Annotated in this window: 28 protein-coding genes; 2 read left to right on the forward strand and 26 right to left on the reverse strand. The window is 38.6% G+C overall.

From position 1 onward, the window contains the following. Window positions 1–249: 249 nt before the first annotated feature. From tnpB to ABS301_RS02100, 13 genes are all read right to left on the reverse strand, one after another. Window positions 250–609 (reverse strand): IS66 family insertion sequence element accessory protein TnpB, encoded by a 360-nt coding sequence (tnpB, locus tag ABS301_RS02040; RefSeq protein WP_277405559.1) that lies wholly within the window; start codon window positions 607–609, stop codon window positions 250–252. Then, complete coding sequence (tnpA, locus tag ABS301_RS02045; protein WP_277405558.1) at window positions 599–946, reverse strand: IS66 family insertion sequence element accessory protein TnpA; 348 nt, start codon at window positions 944–946, stop codon at window positions 599–601. Before tnpA ends, tnpB begins: the two co-directional genes overlap by 11 nt. A 173-nt stretch (window positions 947–1,119) precedes the next feature. Beyond that, entirely contained in the window at window positions 1,120–1,548 is a 429-nt protein-coding gene (locus ABS301_RS02050; protein WP_349670600.1) for a GNAT family N-acetyltransferase, read from the reverse strand. Window positions 1,549–1,804: 256 nt separating this feature from the next. Beyond that, a complete protein-coding gene (locus tag ABS301_RS02055) occupies window positions 1,805–2,395 on the reverse strand; it encodes a nitroreductase family protein (RefSeq protein ID WP_349670601.1) in 591 nt (196 codons plus the stop codon). Further along, window positions 2,396–2,872 carry a GNAT family N-acetyltransferase gene (locus ABS301_RS02060; RefSeq protein WP_349670602.1) on the reverse strand — a complete coding sequence of 159 codons (477 nt, stop codon included), beginning with the start codon at window positions 2,870–2,872 and terminating at the stop codon, window positions 2,396–2,398. 50 nt (window positions 2,873–2,922) lie between these two features. After that, window positions 2,923–3,297, reverse strand: a complete 375-nt coding sequence (locus tag ABS301_RS02065) for a hypothetical protein (protein WP_349670603.1) — start codon at window positions 3,295–3,297, stop codon at window positions 2,923–2,925. A gap of 59 nt (window positions 3,298–3,356) precedes the next feature. Continuing rightward, window positions 3,357–4,274 carry an alpha/beta hydrolase family protein gene (locus ABS301_RS02070; RefSeq protein ID WP_349670604.1) on the reverse strand — a complete coding sequence of 306 codons (918 nt, stop codon included), beginning with the start codon at window positions 4,272–4,274 and terminating at the stop codon, window positions 3,357–3,359. Between the two features lie 5 nt (window positions 4,275–4,279). Continuing rightward, window positions 4,280–4,549, reverse strand: coding sequence for a histidine phosphatase family protein (locus ABS301_RS02075; RefSeq protein ID WP_349670605.1), 270 nt, complete (start codon window positions 4,547–4,549; stop codon window positions 4,280–4,282). A 43-nt stretch (window positions 4,550–4,592) separates the two neighbouring features. After that, the gene (locus tag ABS301_RS02080) at window positions 4,593–5,291 is read right to left on the reverse strand and encodes a DUF1963 domain-containing protein (protein WP_349670606.1); all 699 of its coding nucleotides are present in this window, start codon (window positions 5,289–5,291) and stop codon (window positions 4,593–4,595) included. Between the two features lie 45 nt (window positions 5,292–5,336). Next, entirely contained in the window at window positions 5,337–5,876 is a 540-nt protein-coding gene (locus ABS301_RS02085) for a 2'-5' RNA ligase family protein (RefSeq protein ID WP_349670607.1), read from the reverse strand. A 76-nt stretch (window positions 5,877–5,952) separates the two neighbouring features. Then, window positions 5,953–6,531, reverse strand: a complete 579-nt coding sequence (locus tag ABS301_RS02090; RefSeq protein WP_349670608.1) for an AAA family ATPase — start codon at window positions 6,529–6,531, stop codon at window positions 5,953–5,955. Window positions 6,532–6,558: 27 nt separating this feature from the next. Continuing rightward, a complete protein-coding gene (locus tag ABS301_RS02095) occupies window positions 6,559–7,005 on the reverse strand; it encodes a GNAT family N-acetyltransferase (protein WP_349670609.1) in 447 nt (148 codons plus the stop codon). A gap of 13 nt (window positions 7,006–7,018) precedes the next feature. Then, on the reverse strand, window positions 7,019–7,810 hold the full coding sequence (locus ABS301_RS02100; protein ID WP_349670610.1) for an RDD family protein: 792 nt from the start codon (window positions 7,808–7,810) through the stop codon (window positions 7,019–7,021). Window positions 7,811–8,220: 410 nt separating this feature from the next. Between ABS301_RS02100 and ABS301_RS02105 the strand changes: the two genes are divergently transcribed. Then, entirely contained in the window at window positions 8,221–8,976 is a 756-nt protein-coding gene (locus ABS301_RS02105) for a ferric reductase-like transmembrane domain-containing protein (RefSeq protein ID WP_349670611.1), read from the forward strand. A gap of 8 nt (window positions 8,977–8,984) precedes the next feature. Here the strand turns inward: ABS301_RS02105 and ABS301_RS02110 are convergent, their stop codons facing one another. Beyond that, complete coding sequence (locus ABS301_RS02110; protein WP_349670612.1) at window positions 8,985–10,298, reverse strand: hypothetical protein; 1,314 nt, start codon at window positions 10,296–10,298, stop codon at window positions 8,985–8,987. Window positions 10,299–10,423: 125 nt separating this feature from the next. Further along, on the reverse strand, window positions 10,424–10,687 hold the full coding sequence (locus tag ABS301_RS02115; RefSeq protein WP_349670613.1) for a CD3324 family protein: 264 nt from the start codon (window positions 10,685–10,687) through the stop codon (window positions 10,424–10,426). A 260-nt stretch (window positions 10,688–10,947) separates the two neighbouring features. Between ABS301_RS02115 and ABS301_RS02120 the strand changes: the two genes are divergently transcribed. Then, complete coding sequence (locus ABS301_RS02120) at window positions 10,948–11,733, forward strand: GntR family transcriptional regulator (RefSeq protein ID WP_349670614.1); 786 nt, start codon at window positions 10,948–10,950, stop codon at window positions 11,731–11,733. Window positions 11,734–11,797: 64 nt separating this feature from the next. Here the strand turns inward: ABS301_RS02120 and ABS301_RS02125 are convergent, their stop codons facing one another. From ABS301_RS02125 to ABS301_RS02175, 11 genes are all read right to left on the reverse strand, one after another. Further along, window positions 11,798–14,446 carry an NYN domain-containing protein gene (locus ABS301_RS02125; RefSeq protein WP_349670615.1) on the reverse strand — a complete coding sequence of 883 codons (2,649 nt, stop codon included), beginning with the start codon at window positions 14,444–14,446 and terminating at the stop codon, window positions 11,798–11,800. A 137-nt stretch (window positions 14,447–14,583) separates the two neighbouring features. Beyond that, the gene (ilvN, locus tag ABS301_RS02130) at window positions 14,584–15,069 is read right to left on the reverse strand and encodes an acetolactate synthase small subunit (RefSeq protein ID WP_349670616.1); all 486 of its coding nucleotides are present in this window, start codon (window positions 15,067–15,069) and stop codon (window positions 14,584–14,586) included. 15 nt (window positions 15,070–15,084) lie between these two features. Continuing rightward, a complete protein-coding gene (ilvB, locus tag ABS301_RS02135; protein WP_349670617.1) occupies window positions 15,085–16,806 on the reverse strand; it encodes a biosynthetic-type acetolactate synthase large subunit in 1,722 nt (573 codons plus the stop codon). 88 nt (window positions 16,807–16,894) lie between these two features. Further along, window positions 16,895–17,473: a TetR/AcrR family transcriptional regulator gene (locus tag ABS301_RS02140; protein ID WP_349670618.1), complete on the reverse strand. Its 579-nt coding sequence runs from the start codon at window positions 17,471–17,473 to the stop codon at window positions 16,895–16,897. Window positions 17,474–17,531: 58 nt separating this feature from the next. Further along, a complete protein-coding gene (locus ABS301_RS02145; protein ID WP_349670619.1) occupies window positions 17,532–17,960 on the reverse strand; it encodes an N-acetyltransferase in 429 nt (142 codons plus the stop codon). A gap of 103 nt (window positions 17,961–18,063) precedes the next feature. Next, window positions 18,064–18,684, reverse strand: a complete 621-nt coding sequence (locus ABS301_RS02150) for a DUF4397 domain-containing protein (RefSeq protein ID WP_349670620.1) — start codon at window positions 18,682–18,684, stop codon at window positions 18,064–18,066. A 71-nt stretch (window positions 18,685–18,755) separates the two neighbouring features. Continuing rightward, on the reverse strand, window positions 18,756–19,694 hold the full coding sequence (locus ABS301_RS02155) for a GGDEF domain-containing protein (protein ID WP_349670621.1): 939 nt from the start codon (window positions 19,692–19,694) through the stop codon (window positions 18,756–18,758). Next, window positions 19,687–20,319 carry a chemotaxis protein CheC gene (locus ABS301_RS02160; protein ID WP_349670622.1) on the reverse strand — a complete coding sequence of 211 codons (633 nt, stop codon included), beginning with the start codon at window positions 20,317–20,319 and terminating at the stop codon, window positions 19,687–19,689. Before ABS301_RS02160 ends, ABS301_RS02155 begins: the two co-directional genes overlap by 8 nt. After that, window positions 20,306–20,686, reverse strand: coding sequence for a response regulator transcription factor (locus tag ABS301_RS02165; RefSeq protein WP_349670623.1), 381 nt, complete (start codon window positions 20,684–20,686; stop codon window positions 20,306–20,308). The genes ABS301_RS02160 and ABS301_RS02165 overlap by 14 nt, the downstream gene beginning before the upstream one ends. A gap of 141 nt (window positions 20,687–20,827) precedes the next feature. After that, entirely contained in the window at window positions 20,828–22,156 is a 1,329-nt protein-coding gene (locus ABS301_RS02170) for a sensor histidine kinase (RefSeq protein WP_349670624.1), read from the reverse strand. A gap of 13 nt (window positions 22,157–22,169) precedes the next feature. Then, a complete protein-coding gene (locus tag ABS301_RS02175; protein ID WP_349670625.1) occupies window positions 22,170–22,910 on the reverse strand; it encodes a LytR/AlgR family response regulator transcription factor in 741 nt (246 codons plus the stop codon). Window positions 22,911–23,025 lie beyond the last annotated feature (115 nt).

Genomic DNA, 23,025 nt, shown 5'->3' on the forward strand with positions numbered 1-23,025 from the left:
AAAGCGGGTTAAAAAGCGAATAGCACGGAAAAGAGACTTCGTCATAATGACGAAAGATGCCAGCTTAGAAAAGAGATAAAAATGAAGTAAAATCAAAGGATTTCCGGAACGTTATCCACCGCCACAGGAACACTCAAAAATGTATTGGGTGATTATTCCCCGGCTGTGAAGAGGGCTGTGGATAACCTCCGATGTGAAAGGCGGTAAGCCCCATGAAATATTTTTAATTTTCTACGAATTGCATAAAAATCATAAGGGAGATGAGGGTGTAACTTTAGGAATTACCTTTTGAGGATCAATTGTAAGTCCCTGCATCAGCCAGATATACTGCTCAGGAGTGATATCCGCTACATCATCACTGGTTCTTGGCCACTGAAAGCGCCCTGCCTCCAATCGTTTATAAAGCAGCAGAAATCCGTCTTCCTCCCAAAGCAAACCTTTAATCCGGTCGGAGCGTCTCCCACAAAACAGGAAAAGGATACCCGGAACGAATGGATCCAGCTTAAAATGTTCCTTAACGATTAAGGAAAGACCATCTATGCCAAGCCGTAGATTTGTGTAGCCACAGGCGATGTAGATCTTACTAAATCCGGTAGCATTATTCAGCATGAATCATTACCTGCATAATCGTCTGAAGAAGTATCGGTGATAATGTATTTTGGAATTCAAGAACGCAATTCCCAATACGAAGGATTGCCTCCGGCCGTTGTATATGAGAGATAGTTGATGAGGGTACATTTAGTTCAACAAAGGTTTGTGCAGGAGAAAGGGACGGTTGCAGTTCCTGAAAGACTTCTTCCCTGACACGACGCTGCCAATAATAGAATTGTTTCTCGTCAATTCCATTTGCAGTTATCCAGGATTTCTTAGATAATCCGCTGCTGTTACATTCGCGGATAATGGAAGTCCATTGGGCAAGCCGCATTTCATGTGAGATTTTATCCATAGATTAAGTACCTCCCAAAAGCATGTAGTTTTTTAAAGCTATAGACATTATCTCAAAAAAACTAACCAGGAACTAGGTACTAATGTTTTACCGTTTACATGCTTCCTCCGGTAAATTCGGGTTTTCTGGATTAACTACAATAAAATACTACCAGCTTATACTGATAGTTAAAATTAAAACTGTTTCTTTAATGTATATAGTCTGATATCATCTGGAAAACCGTTGACTTCCCCACAAATAACATATCCTTGTTTTTGATAAAAAAGGGGAGCCTGAAAAGAATATGTTGTCAGATGAGCGATCTTGCATCCAGCGGCTATTGCCTGATGTTCAATTACTTCCAATAAACGTGATGCTATTTTTTGACCTCTATAAGCTTCCTGCACCCATAGAACCTCTATTTCTAAGGAGGAGAGATAAGTAGATCCCGATACACCTCCCACAATAACTCCCTTTTCATTTCGTGCTATATTCGTATACTCGATATTTGGCACTTTTAATTTACCGTTTGTTTTTTTCATATTGTGTTCAAGCAATCCATTGATACGAACTGAATTAAAAAACTCTTGTTCATCACAATCATTATAAATAGTTATAGACATTTTGTCGCCTCCAAAATACTTATGTAATAATCTTTTAAAGTAGAATATCATTAAATCTGCTAACTATCAATATTAAGTTCTCATTGTACATTTAGTTAATACTAATCCATTATCTTTGATCACAATACTCTGGCGTAAACGAGAGTTCACTCCCTTTATAACTCCAGCAGGAATCACCCCAAGTTTTTTTTGCCAGTCCCTCACTGATAAAGTATGTTGGCACTCTGGCAATAACACCTTATTTTTATAATCAGATTTAATCACGCCATTCAACAATATCCTCTAACCTATTTCTGGGTCTCGCATGAGGATCTTCCTCTGCATATCCTACTGTCATTGCAGCGATAAGCTCTCCTTCAACATTTAGCCAATCGCTTAATTCCTTGTATGCAAAATATGTATCGCAAATCCATAAGCTACCCAATCCAAGTTCAGAAGCTGTGAGCGCCATGTTCTCGATTGCTGCACCGATTGACTGAGCATTACAGATTTCGTAAATACGTTCTTCCGGTTTTAAAGAAGAATAAATATCTAATCCAAGCGTATTGATAATAAAAATGACAACAGGCGCCTGTTCCATAATTTTCAAAGTATATTCTGCACTACTGAGATACTGTGCGCTTTCCGGAAGAAGCGGAAACTCCTTCTCTCTCATTAATCCTTTACCCATAGCTGCAAGCATATCCTTCTTAGCATTGCCAGTTACTACAATGAATTTCCATGGCTGTCGGTTTTTAGAAGATGGTGCAAGGATCCCTGACTGTAAAATTTCCTCTATCATGTGTCTGGGTACATCTACTCTTTTATAATTACGTATACTACGTCTGTTTATAATGGCTGATAACATTTACCGCTCCCTCCTCAGATAAACCATATCAACCAGTTGTTTTCCATCTTCAAACATTGGGTGATCGTAGTTATCTACAAAAAATTTTATTATTCGGTGTGATTCTGTAAAACCACATTTTTTATAAAAAGTAAGCGAAGAGGGAACATCTCCTGTCCCAACAAACATAGTGTTACAATCCGTATAAGCGGAAAACAGGAACTCTATCAGACTTTTTCCATAACCTTTTCGTTGACTATCAGGTGAAACAGCTATGTTTTTAAGTTCATAAACACCATCACCTTCTTTTGTAATCACACATTCAGCTTTTATACCGTCATCATCCAAAACGAACATTTCACCACGCTCAAGATATTTATCTATCATATTTTCCTGCTCGTCGGCCAGCAGAAGCAAGTCTATATAATCCTTTTTGTTGCCTGTAATTTTCCTTATCCTTCTATTGTCAGAATAAATTTCTGCATGATCCCATGCCATATTAAGCTCCTCCGTATTTCACATTTAAATAATTATCATTCATCTTTATTTTATTCAATTATTAATTTTATGTATCCATCAATTTCTATGTTATATACGTGTTTTCCTATTAAAGAACGCAGGTTTCTAATATCCGTTAAATCTGGACTTGCAAATTCCTGATAACATTGTAGGGAATCAATTGTATTAAGATCATTGTAAAAATCGGAAATGTAGCAATAGAATTTATCAAGTACATCTTCCAAAGGATATTGTGTTATATTACTTGCATTAGAACCCTCATTAAACTCCTGCTCTTGAACAAAAGAGAGTGAAGTTACATAAAAAATCTCATCATCTTCTTTTACTTCATATATTCCATTTTCTATTTCAGAATATATAGCATTGTCATATTTGTTTGCATTATAATTTTTGATTTGATTCATAGTTTGTTCTCCTATAAAATTATAAATAGAGCAATATCTAATTCTTCGTTTCACTTATACTACAAATGTTTCGCATTTGAAACTATCCACTCTATAATAAAATCGAATCGCTCTTTCGTCAATTCATGGCCACCTGGATATCTCTTGTGATACAGGTTTTGTAAAGCATCATATTCTAAATAGGTTTGGCTGGCTTTTCCTACGATATATGACGCATCCTTTGAATATTTATCATCATCCGCAGAAACAATAAGCAATTGTCTTGGCGCAATGCAAGATACCAAATCATATATATCATATTTACCATGAAAGTTCGGAATTACGCTTGCCATTTCAATTCCAATATTATTTATCATGCGGTTCTCATAAGTACAAGCACTACCACTTGCACAACTAAAAGCGATTCGTTCATCTAACGCAGAAAGAAATAAGACAGTATTACCTCCGTAAGAATGTCCCAGTGTGCCAATTTTTTTGTTATTAACATATGTAAGATTAGAAAGCAATGTTATCCCATTCATGGCATCATTCAGCACTTTTTTCATCAAATATTCGCCTTTTAATATACGATAGCACATTTCATTAAAATGCTGCCAAAAGTCAAACCCCTCCGCTAGTGGATCCTGACGTCTTTCCTCAAAACATATCGAGTCGGGAGCTAACACAACAAATCCCTTTTTTGCCAATTCTGGTCCAAAAGCTTGCAAAGGATTTCCGGCCAAACCACAAACCTCACTCTTTCCCAAATGATGTTCTCTGTTATGCTGGTGATGAATGAGAATAGCCGGATTTTTGTCAATTATTTCCGGAATTAATAGAAAAGCAATGACTTTGTCCCCGTTAGAATCATACTCAATCAATTGTCTTGTATATCCATCTGCCTTAGTGGAATCCAACAGTTTATACTCAACATGAGGTATTGTAATGGGAACTGAAATTCCAATTGCTTTTGCTATTTCATTTTTTAAATTTACCATATAACTCACCTCAGGGTACCATCAGTACCTTTTTTTCTTTCACGAAGCCGTTCATCCAATGTAATCTCTTTTTTGTGAAACGCCGCTGAATCCTTAATAGTTTCAACACTTCTTTTATATGGACTACAGTAAAAGACATCTACGTTCTTATCTTTCAAAAACTCATATACAATTTTTGAATCCTGCTGACCTTCTAAAGTCAAAGGTCTGGTACAGTCATCAGCAGACCAGGTATGGTCTGGTTGGGCATGTCGTATAAAATATACAATCGTCATAATTTCCTCCAATGCAAGGCTATAATCTCATTATTAAGCAATATTAATAGAAGTCACAATATACTTTCCAGTCAGACAATTGAGTGTTGTAGAAAAAATAGAACTTTCCACTGTCTACAATATTGAACTTAGCTTTCTCATCTGAAGAAATTTGCATGACGAACTCATACCCATTACCAAAAGAAAAACCTGGCTGACAAAAGGCAGGATAACCACCAATCTTGTGTCCTGTATATATTTCTTCGCATATATCATCAAAATATTCGATTCCATCCGTTGTTTCTAAATGAAGTATTATATCTTCAATATCTTCTGGAATTCCACCACCATCCCAACAGGGAAAATCATTCTCCACTAAATCAGGCGTAAGAGGAAATGGTTTTATGATATCAGTTTGATAATTGCAAGGGACTAGCTGTTCTAATGAACCATATGTACGAATGCAAAACCATGGACTCAAATCTTCTGCTACGAGGTTATCCCAAACATCGTTGGACATGAAGATTGTAACAAGTTCAGTACCATACAATTCTGCGGGAATAAAGGGCAGATTCTTCAAGAAAATTGTTGCCATGGGAACCATATCATTTTCTCTTTTATCTTTAGGGGAATTTTCGCCTTCGCGCTGCCAGCGAACACTGCCAATCCAGCTTTCCAGTAATTCACCTGTAGGCCTTTTCCCTCCAGTCTTAAAGATAATAGCTTTTTTTGAGAGTTTTTTCTTTATTTCATTCACAGTCATAATTATCACACCTCTTTAGGAATCTGACATTCTAAAATACATGCTTTATCTATCTAATTGAATTGTATAAATTTCTTCCACAGGAAATGTTATTTTTACTAATCCTATCGAAACAAACTCACCACTTATTTTTTCAAATTCATGTAATATTAAATCACTGGCATGATAAAAAGCACTATCATCATCCTCACCAGTGAGAGCAACAGTACAATGTGGAACCCAATGATCTGGACAATACCATTCCCAACCTTTATTATCAAAAGCATTTAGATATTCGTGTAATTCCCGCTGAAATTGATACATACTACTATTCATTACAGGTGATACAAAAATAGTTTTAGTATCATTAAACATCCCTACTGACCCAATATGTACAGGTAATTGCTTATGACTTTGAGCGAATTCCATTAATTTTTTTATACATTTCTCTTCTTCCACGTTATTAAAGCAAGCTAATGTTAGATGTGGTCTTGTTTTCCATTCTAAAAACTTTGAGCTTAGTTTTTCATCCGCCACTCGTTTAGCCAAATGGTAAAGTTTCTGTTCAGTTTTTATATCATAATATAATTCTATTGCATATTGCATATAACATACCTCCACAAATTATCGAGATCACTTAAAATACCAAATTCAAGAATTATATCGTGTTTCTGTCAGATCTTTAACCATTAATATTATCTATTATTTTCTCTAGATTATGCATCACAGATAATGTTCCATCAATTACAATAACAGGACAACCAAGTTTCACTGCACATTCTTCAACTTTCTTTAAATCGCGATTTATTACTATTTCTCGGAATTCCATTTGCTGTGCGAACATATCACCACCATCAAGAACTCTTGGTCCGAACCTTTTTTCTTCCCTCGATTGAATTCTCTTTAATCTTTCTTCAAGTGGCGTTTGAACCCAGAAAGCGATATCAATGCGAGAAAGAATTTCATTACTCCAATTCATTGTAACCCCTGAAATAATAAACCTGGGATGAGTCTTTATATTCTCCATCATTGCCGTTTGTACTTCACCCTTTGTTCTAGGGTTGGAAAAAGGCAATTCATCTGACTGGTCAGTATGAATTACACTGTTATTTTCTAACGCCCATTTTCTTGATTCTCTTTGCTGAGGAAAATAATAATCTTCTACATCCATCTCAAAATAACCTGTTTGTTTTGCTAACGCATGTGTTAGTGTTGATTTTCCCCCTCCATTCAGCCCGAAAACAGCAATTCCTTGAATCATCCTTTATCCCCCACATATTTGGAAACTTTACATTAGTTTTACATATTCTATCTCATCATCATTTCTTGTAATTTCTCTATAACCAAACTTGGTGTATAAATGCTGATTTCCTAGACTAAATACTGGTGTTGATAATTTCCACTCCTTAATGTCCGGGTGCATTTTCTCAATTAACTGCATCACTTTATATCCGTAGCCATTCCCTTGATATATTGGATCAATTACGAAATCCTCAAATCTCATTTTATTTCCTTCTATTGGAATTAAGAATAGTCCACCAATAATGTTATTATCTAAGACAATTTTGTACGCTATAAAATCAGCTATAATTTTGTTCTCAGATTCTACTTTATCATAACCAGGAGGGCCTCCATTTCTACCTAAGTATGTATTTATTTCTTTATTAAAAGCCTTTATCTTTATTTCTGTTATTGCCTCTGCGTCTTTTAATAAAGCTCGTTTTATCTCTATCATAAATTACTCCCTCTTATTTACTGTAATCCAGGTTAACTATTTCCCAATTTTTATTAAACTCTTTTTCCAATTTTATATGAACATAAGCAGTGTTCTCACTGCCTATGACCTTAATCGAGTAAAGCGCTTTTCCGTAATCTCCGGAATAAGTAAGACTTCCTTTAGGCATATAACCATAACCTTCAATGTTTCCAACTATATTTGTAACTTCGGGACTTGCTTCTATGTAGCTTACTGCCATTTTATAAGAGTCATCATTTTTAATTATTGATGATATTCCGATTAAAAGTGAAGTTGCGAATATTACTATGGTCAAAATGGCTGGGACAACAATAATAACGATTGGGGGTCTCTTAGATACCCTGTAAACATTTGTACCGGCTATCTGGTCGCCCAGTTTCGTTCTCTTCGCACTGCATACAAGAACGAGAAATTCAATAGGCCATACAAACGTAAGGATATTCCTCAATAAAAGCTTTGGAAGAGATGGTATATCCGATGTATCTACATTACTTCTTACTGCCAATCCCAATGCACGCTTTCCCAGGCTTTTCCCATTCATAATATCTTTTATACAGTAAACTAAAAATGCCATTAACATTAATACGGGAAACTTTGTCCATGCTTTTGCAGGATCGCTTTGAAAATGGCTAAACATAAATAACATGGATGGATACAGTAAAACCGCAACTATTATTAAATGGTCAATTATAAATGCGCCAATCCTCATTTCAATACCAGCTACCTCAAGTTCAACTTGACCAGCTTCCTGATTATTTGTTTCTATTTGGTAGGAATTATCCATAAACATTTATCTCCAATTCGTAATATAACAATAAAAAATCCGTAACTAATTTAGATTTCAATTGTTTTCAAACACTTATTCCTATTTTATGACAAATGGTAAGATAATTCAATCAATTAATCAGATTTTATTAATTTGATACAACATGTCTCTTACCATTTATCTACTGTATTAATAATACTACTATTAAAACAAATAGTCCAAGAATCTTAACCACGCTTCTCCCTTAAACGCAATTATTTATCATTAACTCCTCCAACCAAAACTTTGAGAAAAAAACGCCATAAAGCAATCTTGACACCCTATTATTTCCTATGATATAGTTCGTGATGGTTAGTTTTTGCTAACCTTCATGCAACCATCTCCCCCCACCTCCAACACTACCAAGAAAGGTTAAACGGCACATTTACATGATTTTCTTAATTGCGTTACTGGAAGCCATCCTATTTGTATTCTTTTTCAAAAATGCCATCCGCAAACACCCGTCAGTATTCTATGTACTATCTGTAGCAGTCATCGGATTTATCGTATGTTACACGAAACTAAACCTATACGAAGTATTTCCGGAATGGACCTACCTCTATATCATTTCTGTCTTTTACAGAGGTGCCTTCTCCACTGCACTATTCGTCATCGTTATGTATATCGGCGCTTTAAATCCAAAAGGAAAGATAGTACGGGCGCTGATGCCCATCAGAGGTTATTTGTCCATTATCGCCTGCCTGATTACATTAGCACATTCCTTTGCTTACGGGATCTATTACATAGCAGCTGTTTTCAAAACCCCAGAAGAACTGGATCTTCGACAGATCCTGGCATTAATTCTGACAGTACCGCTCTTTTTAATTATGATTGTTTTAATGGTCACATCTTTTAAGGCTGTGAGAAAAAAGATGAAACCCAGGGTTTGGAAAAATGTACAGCGACTTTCCTACCCCTGGTTTGCCATCCTTTACGTTTACTTGATGGTGCTATTAATTCCCGGCATGCTGGAATCCCTGAACCCGGCTTCTGGTGTGGAAATGCTCTATCAGGTGAACTATGTTTTATCCGTATTGGTATACACGGTTGTGTTTGGTGTTTATCTGATTCTGAGAGTCAGAAAATACAAAAAAGGTCAGCTAAGACGAAGACAGAATCTTCAAAAGTCTGCAGTTGCTGTCTGATCAGACTCCTAATACTCCTTCCATGCCTTTACCACCTCATCCTCCAGCCGGTGTGCAGTATCCCGGTTTAAGGGCATCACTCTGCCATGGTACTGATAGTAAAGGAGGTTTGACCAGAGAACTTCAAACCCACCCTTGTCATATTCAGCAGCTGTCGGCAGATAACTGGAGCATCCGTTTGTATAACCATTGAAAAATAACATGGGATTATTGCTTTTCTTCCAGATTTCAACTGCAATATCAGACATGGCTTCATTTGGAACACCGCAGAAGCAGCCGTCATTGATTGCGAAAAACTGTATTTCAATCTCGGCCCTCTGCTTTTTCTCTCCCTTGTTCTGTAATCTCTCCACTTCCATTAACCACCCTTTCCCATCAATTCTCCCCATTTCCCATGCCTCGGCTGCGATTTCCCCTGCCCTTTTCAATTCCGGAACATCAGCAAAAAAAGACTCCTTTACCGAAAACATGGATATTCTGGAGACAGGCCCTGGTTTTATCAGATATACGACCGGTTGAAGGGATTCACAGATGGCTTCCGCCATATTCTTCAATGCCTTCTGGCTCTGTGCGTCAGATCTCTCTTTCATCTGAGCACTGTTGTTCATAAAATGTTCCTCTGCTGGATGGATTTCCAGATAATCTGCATTTTCCTGGCGGTATCTGGGTCTTACATCTCCGGAAGCCCCCTGCACCATCATTACATTACAGCCATATCTTCTCTCCAGAGCTTCTCTTGCATCGCCAAAATAATCCGGTGAAATCAGGTAATTATCAGGCATTAGAACATTACAATGAGCAGTTACCCTGACTACAAGAACTTTTATTTTTTCCTGATCCTCCTCGCATATCTTTAGGATTCCCAACCGTGGATCAATTGGCTGATCACTCTCTCTTCGGTTAATTCCAACCGTGTTTTCCGCAATTCCCCATCCTGCGTATACAGGTACCATGGATTCATCCGCCTTCTTTACCCCTGAAAGAATTGACTGGCACACAAACTCATAATATTCTTTTTCCACTGCAGCATTGGGAGCAGCGTGTGTATGGGAAAAACAAATCATGACCTGCTCCATTTTAACTGGCAGAATCTCGGCTGTCTTTATTCTTAAAAAACTGGTCAGCTCAACGGTAAAACCCAGGCTGTCGATTGTTATAAGGCAGAATCGTTCTTCGTTTTTTTTAATTACAAGAATCTGGGCCTTTAAATCCTTCATGACTCCCCTTGAGCAGTTGTCAATCCGTGCGTCATATCCTGCCATCTGTACCGGTTTTTCCGGCGTTATGATTCGTTCTTGATATCCCATATATGTTGGATCCATTTTTATTCCCTCCCCTTACGGCTTTTAAAGTTATTGTATCCGCGTCATCTGAAGAATTCAATGTACCGTTTGTTTCTGTATTATTCTATATAAAATAACGGAGCTGCAACCGCAGCCCCGTCCATTTATTGCTCATATATAATTTTTCTGATTGCGGAAAGTGAGAGACAGTATTGCATTGCCAGGACTTCCATGGAACTGCCCGTTTGATACTGGGTTCTGATTTCACTATTTCTCTGTTTTAACTCGTTTCTGTACCCTGTCTTCTCTCCCCATTGCTTTCTCTGTTCACAGGGAGCAGGGATATAGAGATACTCTCCCTGAATATACTGCTGCAATTCTCTGATCAGTTCTTCGGGGAGAATTGTTTTTGCACTTACATATTTCATGCTGGCTTCCTCCTATTTTTTAAGTCAGAAGGCAAAACCGGCATTATTTCAGTGACGGAACTCTCTCCATGCAATTGTCACTGAAACTGCCGTTTTTGCATGGAGCCAACCATCGTTTTTTCTTTTCTTATTGATACACATAAATTCTCCTTTAAAATAGGATCAATTACTTTTTATTCATAAAATAGTAATTAATATACTAATTTTTTTTACATTTATTTCCTATAGATCAAACATATGATATAATTAGTGTCAGTTAAATGAATATGTTAAAAGAAAGGAGGAATTATGAAAATCAATTGCTGCCCTATGATTTTCATAATTACTTTACTATGGGGAAAGTTCCGGCTTATATGGTTGTTCATGATTTAATTAAATTGAAGATTAAAGATGGAACCTATCCTGTTTCAGAATTCCTTCCTACAGAACCAGAGCTTGAAAAGATATACAAAGTGAGCCGCACTACTATCAGAACTGCCATGGAAATCCTGAAGGATGAAGGTCTTGTTGAAATCAGGCAGGGGAGGGGTACAATCGTACTGGACTCCAGAGCTATTCAATCTTTAAACAAAGTCACCTCAGTCACTGAATGTCTTCGCAACAGGGGATTTGAAGTCCGAACCAAAAGCATGTATATTGATATTATTCACGCCACAGAAAGGCTGGGAAAGGAACTTAATCAGCCTATAGGTACCCCAATAGCCAGAATACAGAGGATTCAACTGATTAATGAAAAACCAATAGCCATCATTAAAGATTACTTACCCTATGCTCTGGTTCCCAATATAGAGCAGTTTACAAACAAATTCAACGGTCTCTATGAATTTTTGGAGCAGCAATATCATTTGGAGATCGAATCTGCTGACGACAAAATCTTTGCAAAATCTGCTGACTTTGCAGAATCAGAGATGCTGGCAGTCTTGCCGGGTACTGCTCTTTTGTGTATCCAGCGGATCTGCTACAAGGCAGAGGTACCGATCTTTTCTGATGATGTATGCATTCTGGGCGATCAATATGAACTTTCTATCTCATCCAAAGGCCGATAAAAATAAATTCCATTGGGTCCTTCCTGCAGCCATGCATTTTTATCTGCAGAAAGGGCCAGTGCAATTACGATTCTTTCTTACCCGCTTCTTTTAACTGTTCTTTTGTTTCATCTGACAGAGAATCAAGCAGATAATTGCGCTGACTTTGTCTGGATTCCTGAAAATCTTCTGCCACCCTCTTATTTGCCGCTTCCATCTCAATCTTTAATTCTCTGGCAGATAACAGGGCACATCCGGCACCTCTTACGATCATCTGCTGCAGACCATCGGAGGTAGCTACCGTGATCCGGTATTTTCCATTGTTATCATGAGCAAATCTTTCAATATAATGATCGGCTGTCTGTGCCTCTTTCGTATATACCAGATGGATATTGTGATAGGCAATCATTTCTTCCCTGTGTTCTTTTACCCGGTATGCATCAAATACGGCTATGATTCGGCATTTGCGGATCGCCTGATAATTACACAGCTGATCCAGAAGCTTCATTCTTGCACCAGCCATATTATCTTTTGCCAGTTCGGCAAGTTCCGGCCAGGCAAATACAATGTTATAACCATCTACAAGAAGGTATTCTTCCCGATGCTCTGTCTGCCTTGGTTCATGATAGACAGGTTCCCGCCGCATCTCATACACAGGCCGTTTTCTCTTCCATTCTGTCCGCTTCCCTCTGTTTGCATAAAAGGTGCTTTCAATAATCCGGTCGATTTCTTCCAGACTCATAAGTGGTGCTTCCCGGCTTGCTGTATGGCTGTCTCCTGTCTCCTCATTCACAGCTGACTGGGTCAGTTTTAAAAATGGTTCCAGATGCATGTGGTTTTTCACCTGATCCCAGGGAACTACAAATCCAGCACCATGGGAGCAGAATACGGACCCAGAGGGATTGTACGGATCGGTTTCTGAATTATAACCGGATTCCTTTATAACAGCTTCCGGATTATGGCATGGCTCATAGCCTTTTAATGTACAAAAAAGCCTTCCCATACCTCTGGAATATGCAGATACCTCTTTCTGGTAGTTTCTCATGGTAAATACCGGAGCACTGCCGGTAAGAACTGCGGTTACACCGTCTGCATGGGTGATCTCACAGGTTCCAGACATCTTTTCGATGTCTGTCATCGCTCTTCCAACCAAATTTTCGGGTAGTTCCAGGGTAAAACCATAATAGGGCTCCAGCAGTACCGATTGTGCTTCTTTTAAGCCCTGTCGCACCGCACGGTATGTGGCTTCCCTGAAATCTCCGCCTTCTGTATGTTTTTGATGAGCTTTCCCCGACACAAGGGTAATTCTCATATCTGTAATTGCAGATCCGGTGAGGACGCCTTTATGACTTTTTTCCTCCAGATGAGTCAGTACAAGCTTCTGGTAGTTTTTGGCCAGCAGATCCTCACTGCATGCGAAACAAAATTCCATACCACTGCCTTGTTCCCCAGGTTCAAGCAAAAGATGAACCTCTGCATAGTGTCTCAGGGGTTCAAAATGTCCCACACCTTCCACAGGGTTTTCAATGGTCTCTTTGTACACAATCCTTCCGGTATCAAAGGATACCTCCACTCCAAACCGCTCTGAAATCAGAGTTTTTAATATCTCAATCTGTATTTCCCCCATGATCTGTGCCTGAATCTCCTGTACGTGTTCATCCCATACAATATGAAGCTCCGGCTCCTCTTCTTCCAACTGGCGGAGTTTTGGAAGCATCTGTCTTGGGTCACAGCCTTCCGGTAATGCAATCTGATATGACAGAACCGGTTCCAATACCGGTGATTCATAGGCTGCCTCAAAACCCAGACCCTCACCTGGTCTGGTCTGGGTAAGCCCGGTTACTGCACAGATGCAGCCGGGAGTAACTTCATTCACTGCCTCGTATTTTTCTCCGGAATAGATGCGGATCTGGTTGATTTTTTCCTCCCAGACTCCGTTGGTCAGGGTATTCTTTACACTGAGGGATCCGCCGGTAAGCTTTAAGTGCGTCAGCCGGTTTCCCTGGTCATCTCTTGTTATTTTAAATATTTTTGCTCCGAATTCTCTGGGATACTCCGGAATCAGGGCATAATCGCTGATTCCTTTCAGCAGTGCTTCTATTCCCTGTAATTTCAGAGCAGAACCGAAAAAGCAGGGAAATACAGTCCGGCTTTTAATTCCCTGCCGGATCCTGCCCCCGCTTACCAGGCCGGTCTCTAAATATTCATCCATCATGCTTTCGCTGCACATGGCAAGCTGATCATAAAACACATCTGTATCATTCAGAGAAAAATCGATACAGCTGTCATGAAGCTGCTTTTTGACCTCTCTCATCAATCTGTCCCGATCGGCGGCCGGCTGATCCATCTTATTAATAAAAAGGTAAACAGGGATCTGATACATGGATAAAAGACGCCATAAAGTTCTGGTGTGTCCCTGTACTCCGTCTGCGCCGCTGATTACCAGTATGGCATAGTCCAGCACGCGAAGGGTCCGCTCCATCTCCGCACTGAAATCCACATGCCCCGGAGTATCTAAAAGGGTGATTTTAAGATCTCCCATTTCAAAAACTGCCTGTTTGGAAAATATGGTGATCCCTCTGGCTTTTTCCAGCTCGTAGGTGTCTAAAAATGTATTTTTATTGTCAACTCTTCCTGGCTTTCCGATCTTCCCGCTTGCATAAAGAATTCCTTCTGACAGCGTGGTCTTACCTGCATCGACATGAGCCAGTATTCCTATGGTTAATTGTTTCATAATATTTTACGAATCCTTTGTGCCATTCATTTCTTGTCTGATTTGTCTTTATTATCATACCAGTTTCCCGTAATTTTGTATACGGGAAGATCATAATTCAATTAGATTCTGACACAAAGTTTTTTGTCAGCTGGTTTCTAAACGGCTTCCACTGCTACACTTCCACCTCTGACTATTTCAAACGTATTATTCAGCTTTTTGTATAATAACTGCAGCATAATATTATTTTCTTCTTCCGCTTTTATGCTTTCCATCAATACGCAGTCTTTGTTAAAATCAAGAATTCTGGTTCCATATATTTCTGAAAACTGAAAGAGGAAAGCGCGGTCATGTTCTGTGCATTTCAATATTTTTAAAAACATAATCTCTTTTCTGTAAATGTCAATATCCGTATAATCGATTACTTTAATCACTTCCACCATGCGGTTTAACTGTTTTTTTATTTGTTCGAATATCTGATCATTACTAAACAGGCTGATGGTAACCCGAGACACCGTCTCATCCTGTGTAATCCCTACCGTAAGGCTGTTAAGATTATAAGCTTTTGCAGAAAAAAGCCCGGTAATTTTTGCCAGTACGCCCACTTCATTTTCTACAAACAGACAAAGCCACCTTTTTTTCATACTTTTATCTCCTTTTTAGTATTCCATAATCATTTCACTTAACTGACTTCCAGGCGGAACAATGGGAAGAACGTTTTCTTCCGGTTCAATAATAAACTCTATTAATGTAGGAGCAAATTCATTTTGAGCGGCTTGATTAAATGCTGCCTCAACTTCTTCCCTGCTGGTGACACGAATCCCGAGTGCCCCATAACTTTCCGCCAGCTTCACAAAATCCGGAATATAGACAGGGCAGGTTTTTCCAGGACCGGTGCAGCCCTTTTTGCATCGTTTTCTATACTTCAGGCAGGTGGAAGAATACCGGTTATTATAAAACATCTGCTGCCACTGCCTTACATTACCAAGATAGCCATTATTCAGAACACAGACAATTACCGGCAGTTCCTGTACGACTGCTGTTGCCAGCTCCTGAATATTCATCTGAATCCCGCCATCTCCACAGACAGCGACTACGTATTTCTCCGGATTGCCAAGCTTTGCTCCCAGTGCGGCAGGGAGACCATATCCCATAGTTCCAAGACCTCCTGATGTCAGCAGTTGTTTCTCTTCATTTAACTCCAGAAACTGTGTCGTCCAAAGCTGATTCTGCCCCACGTCCGTCACTACAATAAGTTTGTCAAACATTTTATTGATCTTTTCAATAATAAACTGGGGTGTCAGACCGGTCTGCTTCATTGCAAGAGAATACGACTTTTTTAATTCTTCCAGCTGTTTTTTCCAGTCATCACAATGACTGGACTCTGTCTTTTGAAGCAGACGACAGATTGCTTTTTTTGCATCTGCCACAATGGGGATATCAACTGCGATATTCCTTGATATGGAAGCCGGATCTATATCAATATGAATCAGTGTTGCCTTACTGGCAAAAGTACCCGCTTTTCCTGTTATTCGATCGTTAAACCTTGTTCCAATGGAACAAAGTACATCGCATTCACTGATCGCCTTATTGGCTGCATAACTGGCATGGATACCAATGTTTCCTATGTAAAGTGGATGGTTTGTAGGTATCGCACCTTTCCCCATTATCGTTGACACCACCGGAATCCCGGTAATATCCACAAGCTTTTCCATTTCTTTCCCCGCTCCTGCTGCCAGTACACCTCCCCCTGCCAGAAACAGAGGTTTTTCTGCCTGTTTTAGCGCAGCCAGAGCTTTTTTAATCTGTCCCTCATGGACTGATACACTGGGTTTATATCCCCTGATTTCCACTGTATTCGGATACGTGTCAATGCCATATTCCTGCTGAATATCTTTTGGAATATCTACCACTACCACTCCGGGTTTTCCGGTAGCAGCAATATAAAATGCTTTTTTTATAATTGATCCAAGTTCCTGCCTGCTTCGGACTGTCACCGCATATTTACAGATATTTCTTGTGATACCTACGATATCAACTTCCTGAAATGCATCATTACCAATGAGGTGGGTGGGCACCTGTCCGGTAAAACAAACAAGCGGAACACTGTCATAATTGGCAGTTGCTATGCCTGTTACCAGATTGGTTGCACCAGGTCCGCTGGTCACCAGGCAGACCCCGATCTTTTTTAATGACCGTGCATATCCATCTGCAGCGTGTATTAGTCCCTGTTCATGGCGGGGTAAAATAACCTCAATATCACTCTGACCATACAACGCATCAAAAAGGTCAATTGCCTGACCTCCAGGGTATCCAAACAGAATATCTACTCCTTCCTTTCTTAAGGCTTTAACAAAAAGCTGGGCACCTGTTATCTCCATGGCTGAACCTCCTCTTTATGCAAGTACTCACTTGCACATTATTTATTATAAATGGCATCACCAATTAATGATGATACCATCTAATCTGTCATCGCTGCTCAATCCCTTTCACAAACAAAGACACACTGTTTTTAATATATTCTTCCTGCCTGACCGTTGTAAGCTGGTCATCAAAAGAAGCTTTTAAAAAGGTAAAACCAAATGTTGAGGAAAAAACAGTCATTGCCAGGCATTCGTAATCCAGAAGTGGCAGTTTGCCCATTTCATGCATTTTCTCAAAATACTGGATTAAGGTCTCTAGAAATACTTTTGGTATTTTTAATATCTGAGGTCTGGTATCCTCGTAAATCTGGGGCGCACGCAGGCCAATAGATAATTTAACAAAATCTGGCGTGATACGGTCCAGATAGTTGCGCATAAACATCTCCAGATCCGGTTGAAGCTGCCAGGTTATATTTTGAAAAATGGCCGGCGATATATTTCCCCGCCACTTTTCCTGCTCCATTCCTGAAAGAACAATCTCTTTTTTTCCCTTAAATTTTCGAAATATGGTACATTCATTGATATCGGCCCGGCCTGCTATGTCTTTCGTGGTAGTAGCAACATATCCCTTCTCTTTAATCAGTTCCATGGCAGCATCAATGATTTTCTGACTTGTCTCATCCAATCCGGATTCCTCCATATGCAAGTATATACTTGCATTCTAACGTATCAGACTGTTTTTGTCAACAGGTCCTCTTCCAGACCATCTCATACTCTACTTCCCCGTTTTCCCTGTCCTCCTGTTTTTCAGTCACAAGAAAACCTTCTCTTAAATAAAAATTCACCGCACGTTGATTTTTTTCATACACCTTTAACGATAATTCATTGTGATTTTCTTTTACATGATGAAGCAGCTGTCTTCCGATTCCCCTGGACTGGTTGTCTTTCGAAATAAAAATACCAGCAATGTAATTGTTCATCAGACCAATAAAACCTTCTATGCTTCCATTGTCTTCATACACATAAACAGAAGCCTTTGGGAGTATCTCCATTACTTCATCAAAGTGATCCTGCCAATAGTTTTTTTTAATAAAATCATGGGCCTGTATGTTTGTTTCAAGCCATAACTCCATGATCCGGTTTAAATCTTCCGCCTGAAAGTCTCTTACCATTTTCCTAACTCCTTTGTTCTTCAATTTATTAAAAAAACAGATAACTCTGATGTGTGCCTCACAAAGAGTTATCTGTTTTCCCTTACTAATTCAAAGTTATACCTTAAATTTCATCCATTGTCAAGAGAACCTCCAGCTGAGGATCTCCCTGGAGCAACCCGACTGCATAAATTGTATTAAACCCCTCCGATAAGGGGATATTGGGAATTTCCAGCACAATGTCTGATGACCCTGCCGGCCTGACCTGTAATGTGAGTTCAAAGGGATTTACAGCGATATAAGGGGTAACCTGCTTAAATGCAACATTCGGGAAGATCACAGTTCCATCCGGGAGTGTGATGTCAACAGCCGGTGCATCCGGAGAAAGATGTATAAAACGTACCATGACTGTTCCAGGAACGATGTCACTACCAGCATCGGTAATGGAAAGCAGGCTGATATTATCAGGAGTTCCTACTGCTGCTACAGTGAGCATTTCATTTGCCTCAACAGGAAGCATATTAGCAACAATCGGATTATCCTCAGTTCCCGTCACATAAAGAGTTACTTTATAGGTTCCCTCCTGTACGGGTAAGTAATTTGTAAAATCTCCGTAGGCAAGATTATCAATTATCATCTCATCGTCCACGTATATGTCAACATTGGGTGCATTGGGAACTGTGTGCATGACGCGCACATAGCCTACTTGTACTTCATCTGACGGTCTGGTTGTGTACTGATCCATATCATACCTCACGATTTATATATACGGTATAATATATGCTCACAGGATGGGATGTGACCGGATTTCCTTTTTTAATCCATGCGGTAAAAATATGTTTCTGTTCCCTTCTGCTGCTTTGCCGTATACATGGCGGCATCCGCTTTTACAAGCAGCTGGTCTATGGTTTCTGCATCAATTGGATAAAAGCTGATTCCTCCGCTTATGGACAGAGAGATGGTTATATTCTGGATCTTCACCGGTTTTTTGGTAAGTTTAACGATTCTGGAAGCAACAACTTTGTAATTGTCAACATCTTTCATATCAGGCAGAAGAATAACAAATTCATCTCCTCCATACCGGCATACCATATCACTTTCTCGTGCAGACTTCTCAAGCAGCTGGGATATATGAATCAGTACCTTATCCCCAAATTCATGACCGTAGGTATCATTAATGGATTTAAATTTATTGACATCACAAAAAATCAGCCCCAAAAGAGTCTTATTCCTTTTGGCCTGGAGAAGTAAGCTGGAGGAGACTTCATAGAATAAACTGCGGTTTGCAGCGCCCGTTAATTTATCATGATATGCCAGCTTTTGTATTATCTTTTCCTTTTCCTTCAGTTCCCTGTTGGTATCCCATAATTTATTTACATAGGATTTTAACTGCTTAATCTGATTAAACTGGCTGGTAACATTCATAAATTCCAACTGTATAAAATGTTTATCTTCATTTTCAATTCTGCTCATTTTCAGATTAAAATGATCGGAATTATTTAACATCTGCTTATGGATTGCACCGGAAAAGAAACGGATCGTTCCCTGCTCTATCACATCATAAAAGGCATCCAGATAATATCTCATACTTAAATTAGGCAGGACATCCACAATCGGCTGGTTGAGAATGTCATACCGTTTCAGACTTGTTATATCTTCCATATAATAATTCCAGTAAATAATCTGCAGTTCCTCATTTAACAGAACAATCCCCTCATTAAGGTTGTCCAGTACCTGATATAATAATTTATTCATATAGTGATTCCTCTAGCTTGTGAATCCTCGTTAATAAATCATTGATTGAATGAAGGGATAAGTCAACAATAATTGCTCCTTCAATCTCTGTATCCCCAATAACAAAGGTTATATATAAAATCAACACATATACATTGTCTGTATTAAGATAGTCATACTTAAATTCCATGGCATTAAAAAGCCTGACCTCTGGCAGCGTATATTTAAAGCTGATATTTAAAAGATTACCCGTCTCTCCTATAATACAGTTTAATATAATATTGCCAATTTCTTTAATAATATCAAAATCAACATCATTAAAATCCATATCGTCACTGTCGCTTTGCTCTTCCTGCAGACAGAGACTGATAAATGTTTTCATCTTTTCCGCTGAAAAAATAAGGCTTGCTTTTCCTGTATAATTTTCTTTAAATGAAAGTGTGGAGACCATAAGTGTACCGTTTTTCTTCATGGAAATATACTCGTCAATTGCATAGGATTCGGAAGAAGCTTTCAAAATTTTAACATTAGGTACGTTCAGATGTATCTTTTGTCCCACAATATCGGATAAAATACCAGCTGCACGACCAACACTGATGTTAAACAGCTCCTTTAGTATATCCTGTGTCATATCATTGCTTCCCATTGTCCTTCTCCTTCATTATATTGCAGATAATCTGGGCTTTTTCATCGGTAAATGGTTTATTAATAAATGACATGATATGAAGATTTTCAATTTCTTCCCTGACATGATTCTGAACATCAGCGGTAACTACAATAATATTTGCAGTGGAATCAGATTCTTTAATCAGCTTAATCAGGCTCTGCCCATCCAGTCCGGGCATCAGAAGATCCACAAAAACATAGTCTGGTTTCAGCTCCTGATACTTCTTAAGTCCCTCCCATCCGTCAGCAGAAAAATAGATCTCTGACTGTTCTACATGCTTTCTTAAAATATTGGCAGTGATTTTCTGTGAAAAAACAGAATCATCCACAATTAGTATTTTAATCATATAATCCCTTCTTTCCAGACAAACTGGTTTTGGCAGCGTGTCCCATTCATACTCTGTACTTAAATATAAAATATATCATTCCCAGGTTGTTGTAGTTTGTACTCAATACTATTTTTTTCGTTCCCAATACAGGAAAATCCGTTATGATTGGAGCAATCTGGGTATACAAACCTTTATTTTAAAAATCCTATTTTCTGCCTCCGGTTCCAGGTAAAGCAGTCCTCCCAGACTTTCGGTTGTACGTCTTATAATCTGCAGACCAAATCCGTGAGAAATTTTATTATCTTTTCTTGTCTTTAATTCTCCTGCAGATTCAATCAGTTTTCCATCAAAAGAATTTACAATTTCTATGATTGCCCATTCCCTGGTTCCCCGGCTGGTTATTTCAATAAATCGTTTTTCCTCCTTTAATTGACTGCAGGCCTCTATGGCATTATCTACGATATTAGAAAAAATACAGACAACATCCATGTCAGAAGCTGAAATATCGGAAGGGAGACAGGCACAGGCCGTAAATTGAATCTCCAGATCTTCGCAGGAATTGGCTACATCTTGTAAAATAGCATCCAAAAGTATATGATCTGAATATGTTTTATGAACCAGAACTTCTTTTTTCATGGTTACATGTATATCATCAAGCATTTTTGCTGCTTTGTCGTACTCTTTTTGGTTCAGCAAAAATTTAACGGATCCCATTAATTTTTCATAGTCGTGGCGAAATATTTTAAAACTTTCCGTAAACCTGCTGTAGGACTGGTAATGACGGAGCTGACGGGAAAGCTGCTCTTTCATCTTATTGGTGTTTAGCTCATGCTCAAGCAGCTCCGATACCCTGGCAGTATGGTGAAATGCAAATTCCAGATACAGCTTGCCAATGACACACGCCCCCAGATACAAATACGTAAACCATAGCTGAACCGTTTCATAAGAACGTCCATCGTTAACCAACATAAGAAATAACAGCTGAAAAATAATATAAACAACCACAAACTGAAGCTGTCCCATGTTATAAAGTGCTGGTCTGGCTTTAGAATCCGGTACAGAAACCTTTCTTGTAATCTGAAAGATAAGTAAGGAAAGAAATATGGATAAAACAAATATCCACATGTAATATACAGGATTAGACAAAACCTGAATAATACTTTGTTTTAAAAAAATCGAATACAAGGAACAAACAATTCCTCTGCTGCTATACAAAGAAAATATATATAAACTTCCCGCATACGTCATCTGAAGCCAATTCACGTAAAACAGGACGCAGAAAATTATATTAACCGATAACATCATCAAAAAGATTGCAATCCGATGATCCAGATAGCGATAAGCAAAAATTGTAACGGTCAGGTTGAATGCAGCTGCTACAAAATAATAACCAAATCCTTCGTGTCTGGCATGAAACATCCGCCTGAAATAATGTAAAATATAAATATCATATAGCATCATCAATAAAATATAAATAAAATATTGCATGTACTTTTATCCTCTACTTTGGTACATGGAGGCTGATCCGGCTGATATAATCAGAAAAAGCCTTCCTTACCTGCTTTATGTACGTAACCCCCAGGGGGATTACTGTTCCTGTCTTTAAGTAAACAGCATTTTGTTGAAACATTACAATATAAGATAGATTTACAAGATAGGACCGGTGTACGCGTACAAAGCCCTTTCCTGACAGCTGATTTTCTATATTCTCCATAGAAGAGTAAAAGCTGAATTCCTCTGAACCGTTATATTGAACCGTTACAATTCGTTTTGTTATTTCAAAAAAAGAAATACTGCTTACAGACAGCACTTTCTGCACTCCCTGTGATTCACACAAAAATATATCGCTGCCTTTCTTTTGAATTCTGGAAATGGCCTTAAGAAATACCCTCTCAAATCGCTCCGGTGTTGTTTCTCCTTTTAGTAAATACTGCACAGGAGTGACATCAAATGCTTCAAATACATATTCGTCACTAGTAGTCAGAAAAATAATTTCTGACTGGCAGCCTGAATCCCTTAATCTTCTCGCAGTCTCAATCCCATTTAACTGATGCATGAGTATATCCATATAAATGATATCCGCCTGACCCGGACTGTCAGAAAGATGAAATAAGAGCTGTTCTCCAGAACTAAACGATGAGATTGTGACTTGGATTTGATTTTTTTCTGCAATTGATTTAATAAGGTTTGCGTACTCATCAAGGGTTTCTTGAATATCGTCACACAGGAATATGGTATACATAAATGATTCCCCTTCTTATATATCTAAATATCTTATGTCCTGATCCCGTTGTATTTCTCCTTCCATTTTAATAAATGAATGCAACAATTACAAGAAATTCTTTTAAAAATAAAAA

The sequence above is a fragment of the Lacrimispora sp. genome, assembly GCF_031982545.1.
In the GTDB taxonomy this organism is placed as follows: domain Bacteria; phylum Bacillota; class Clostridia; order Lachnospirales; family Lachnospiraceae; genus Lacrimispora.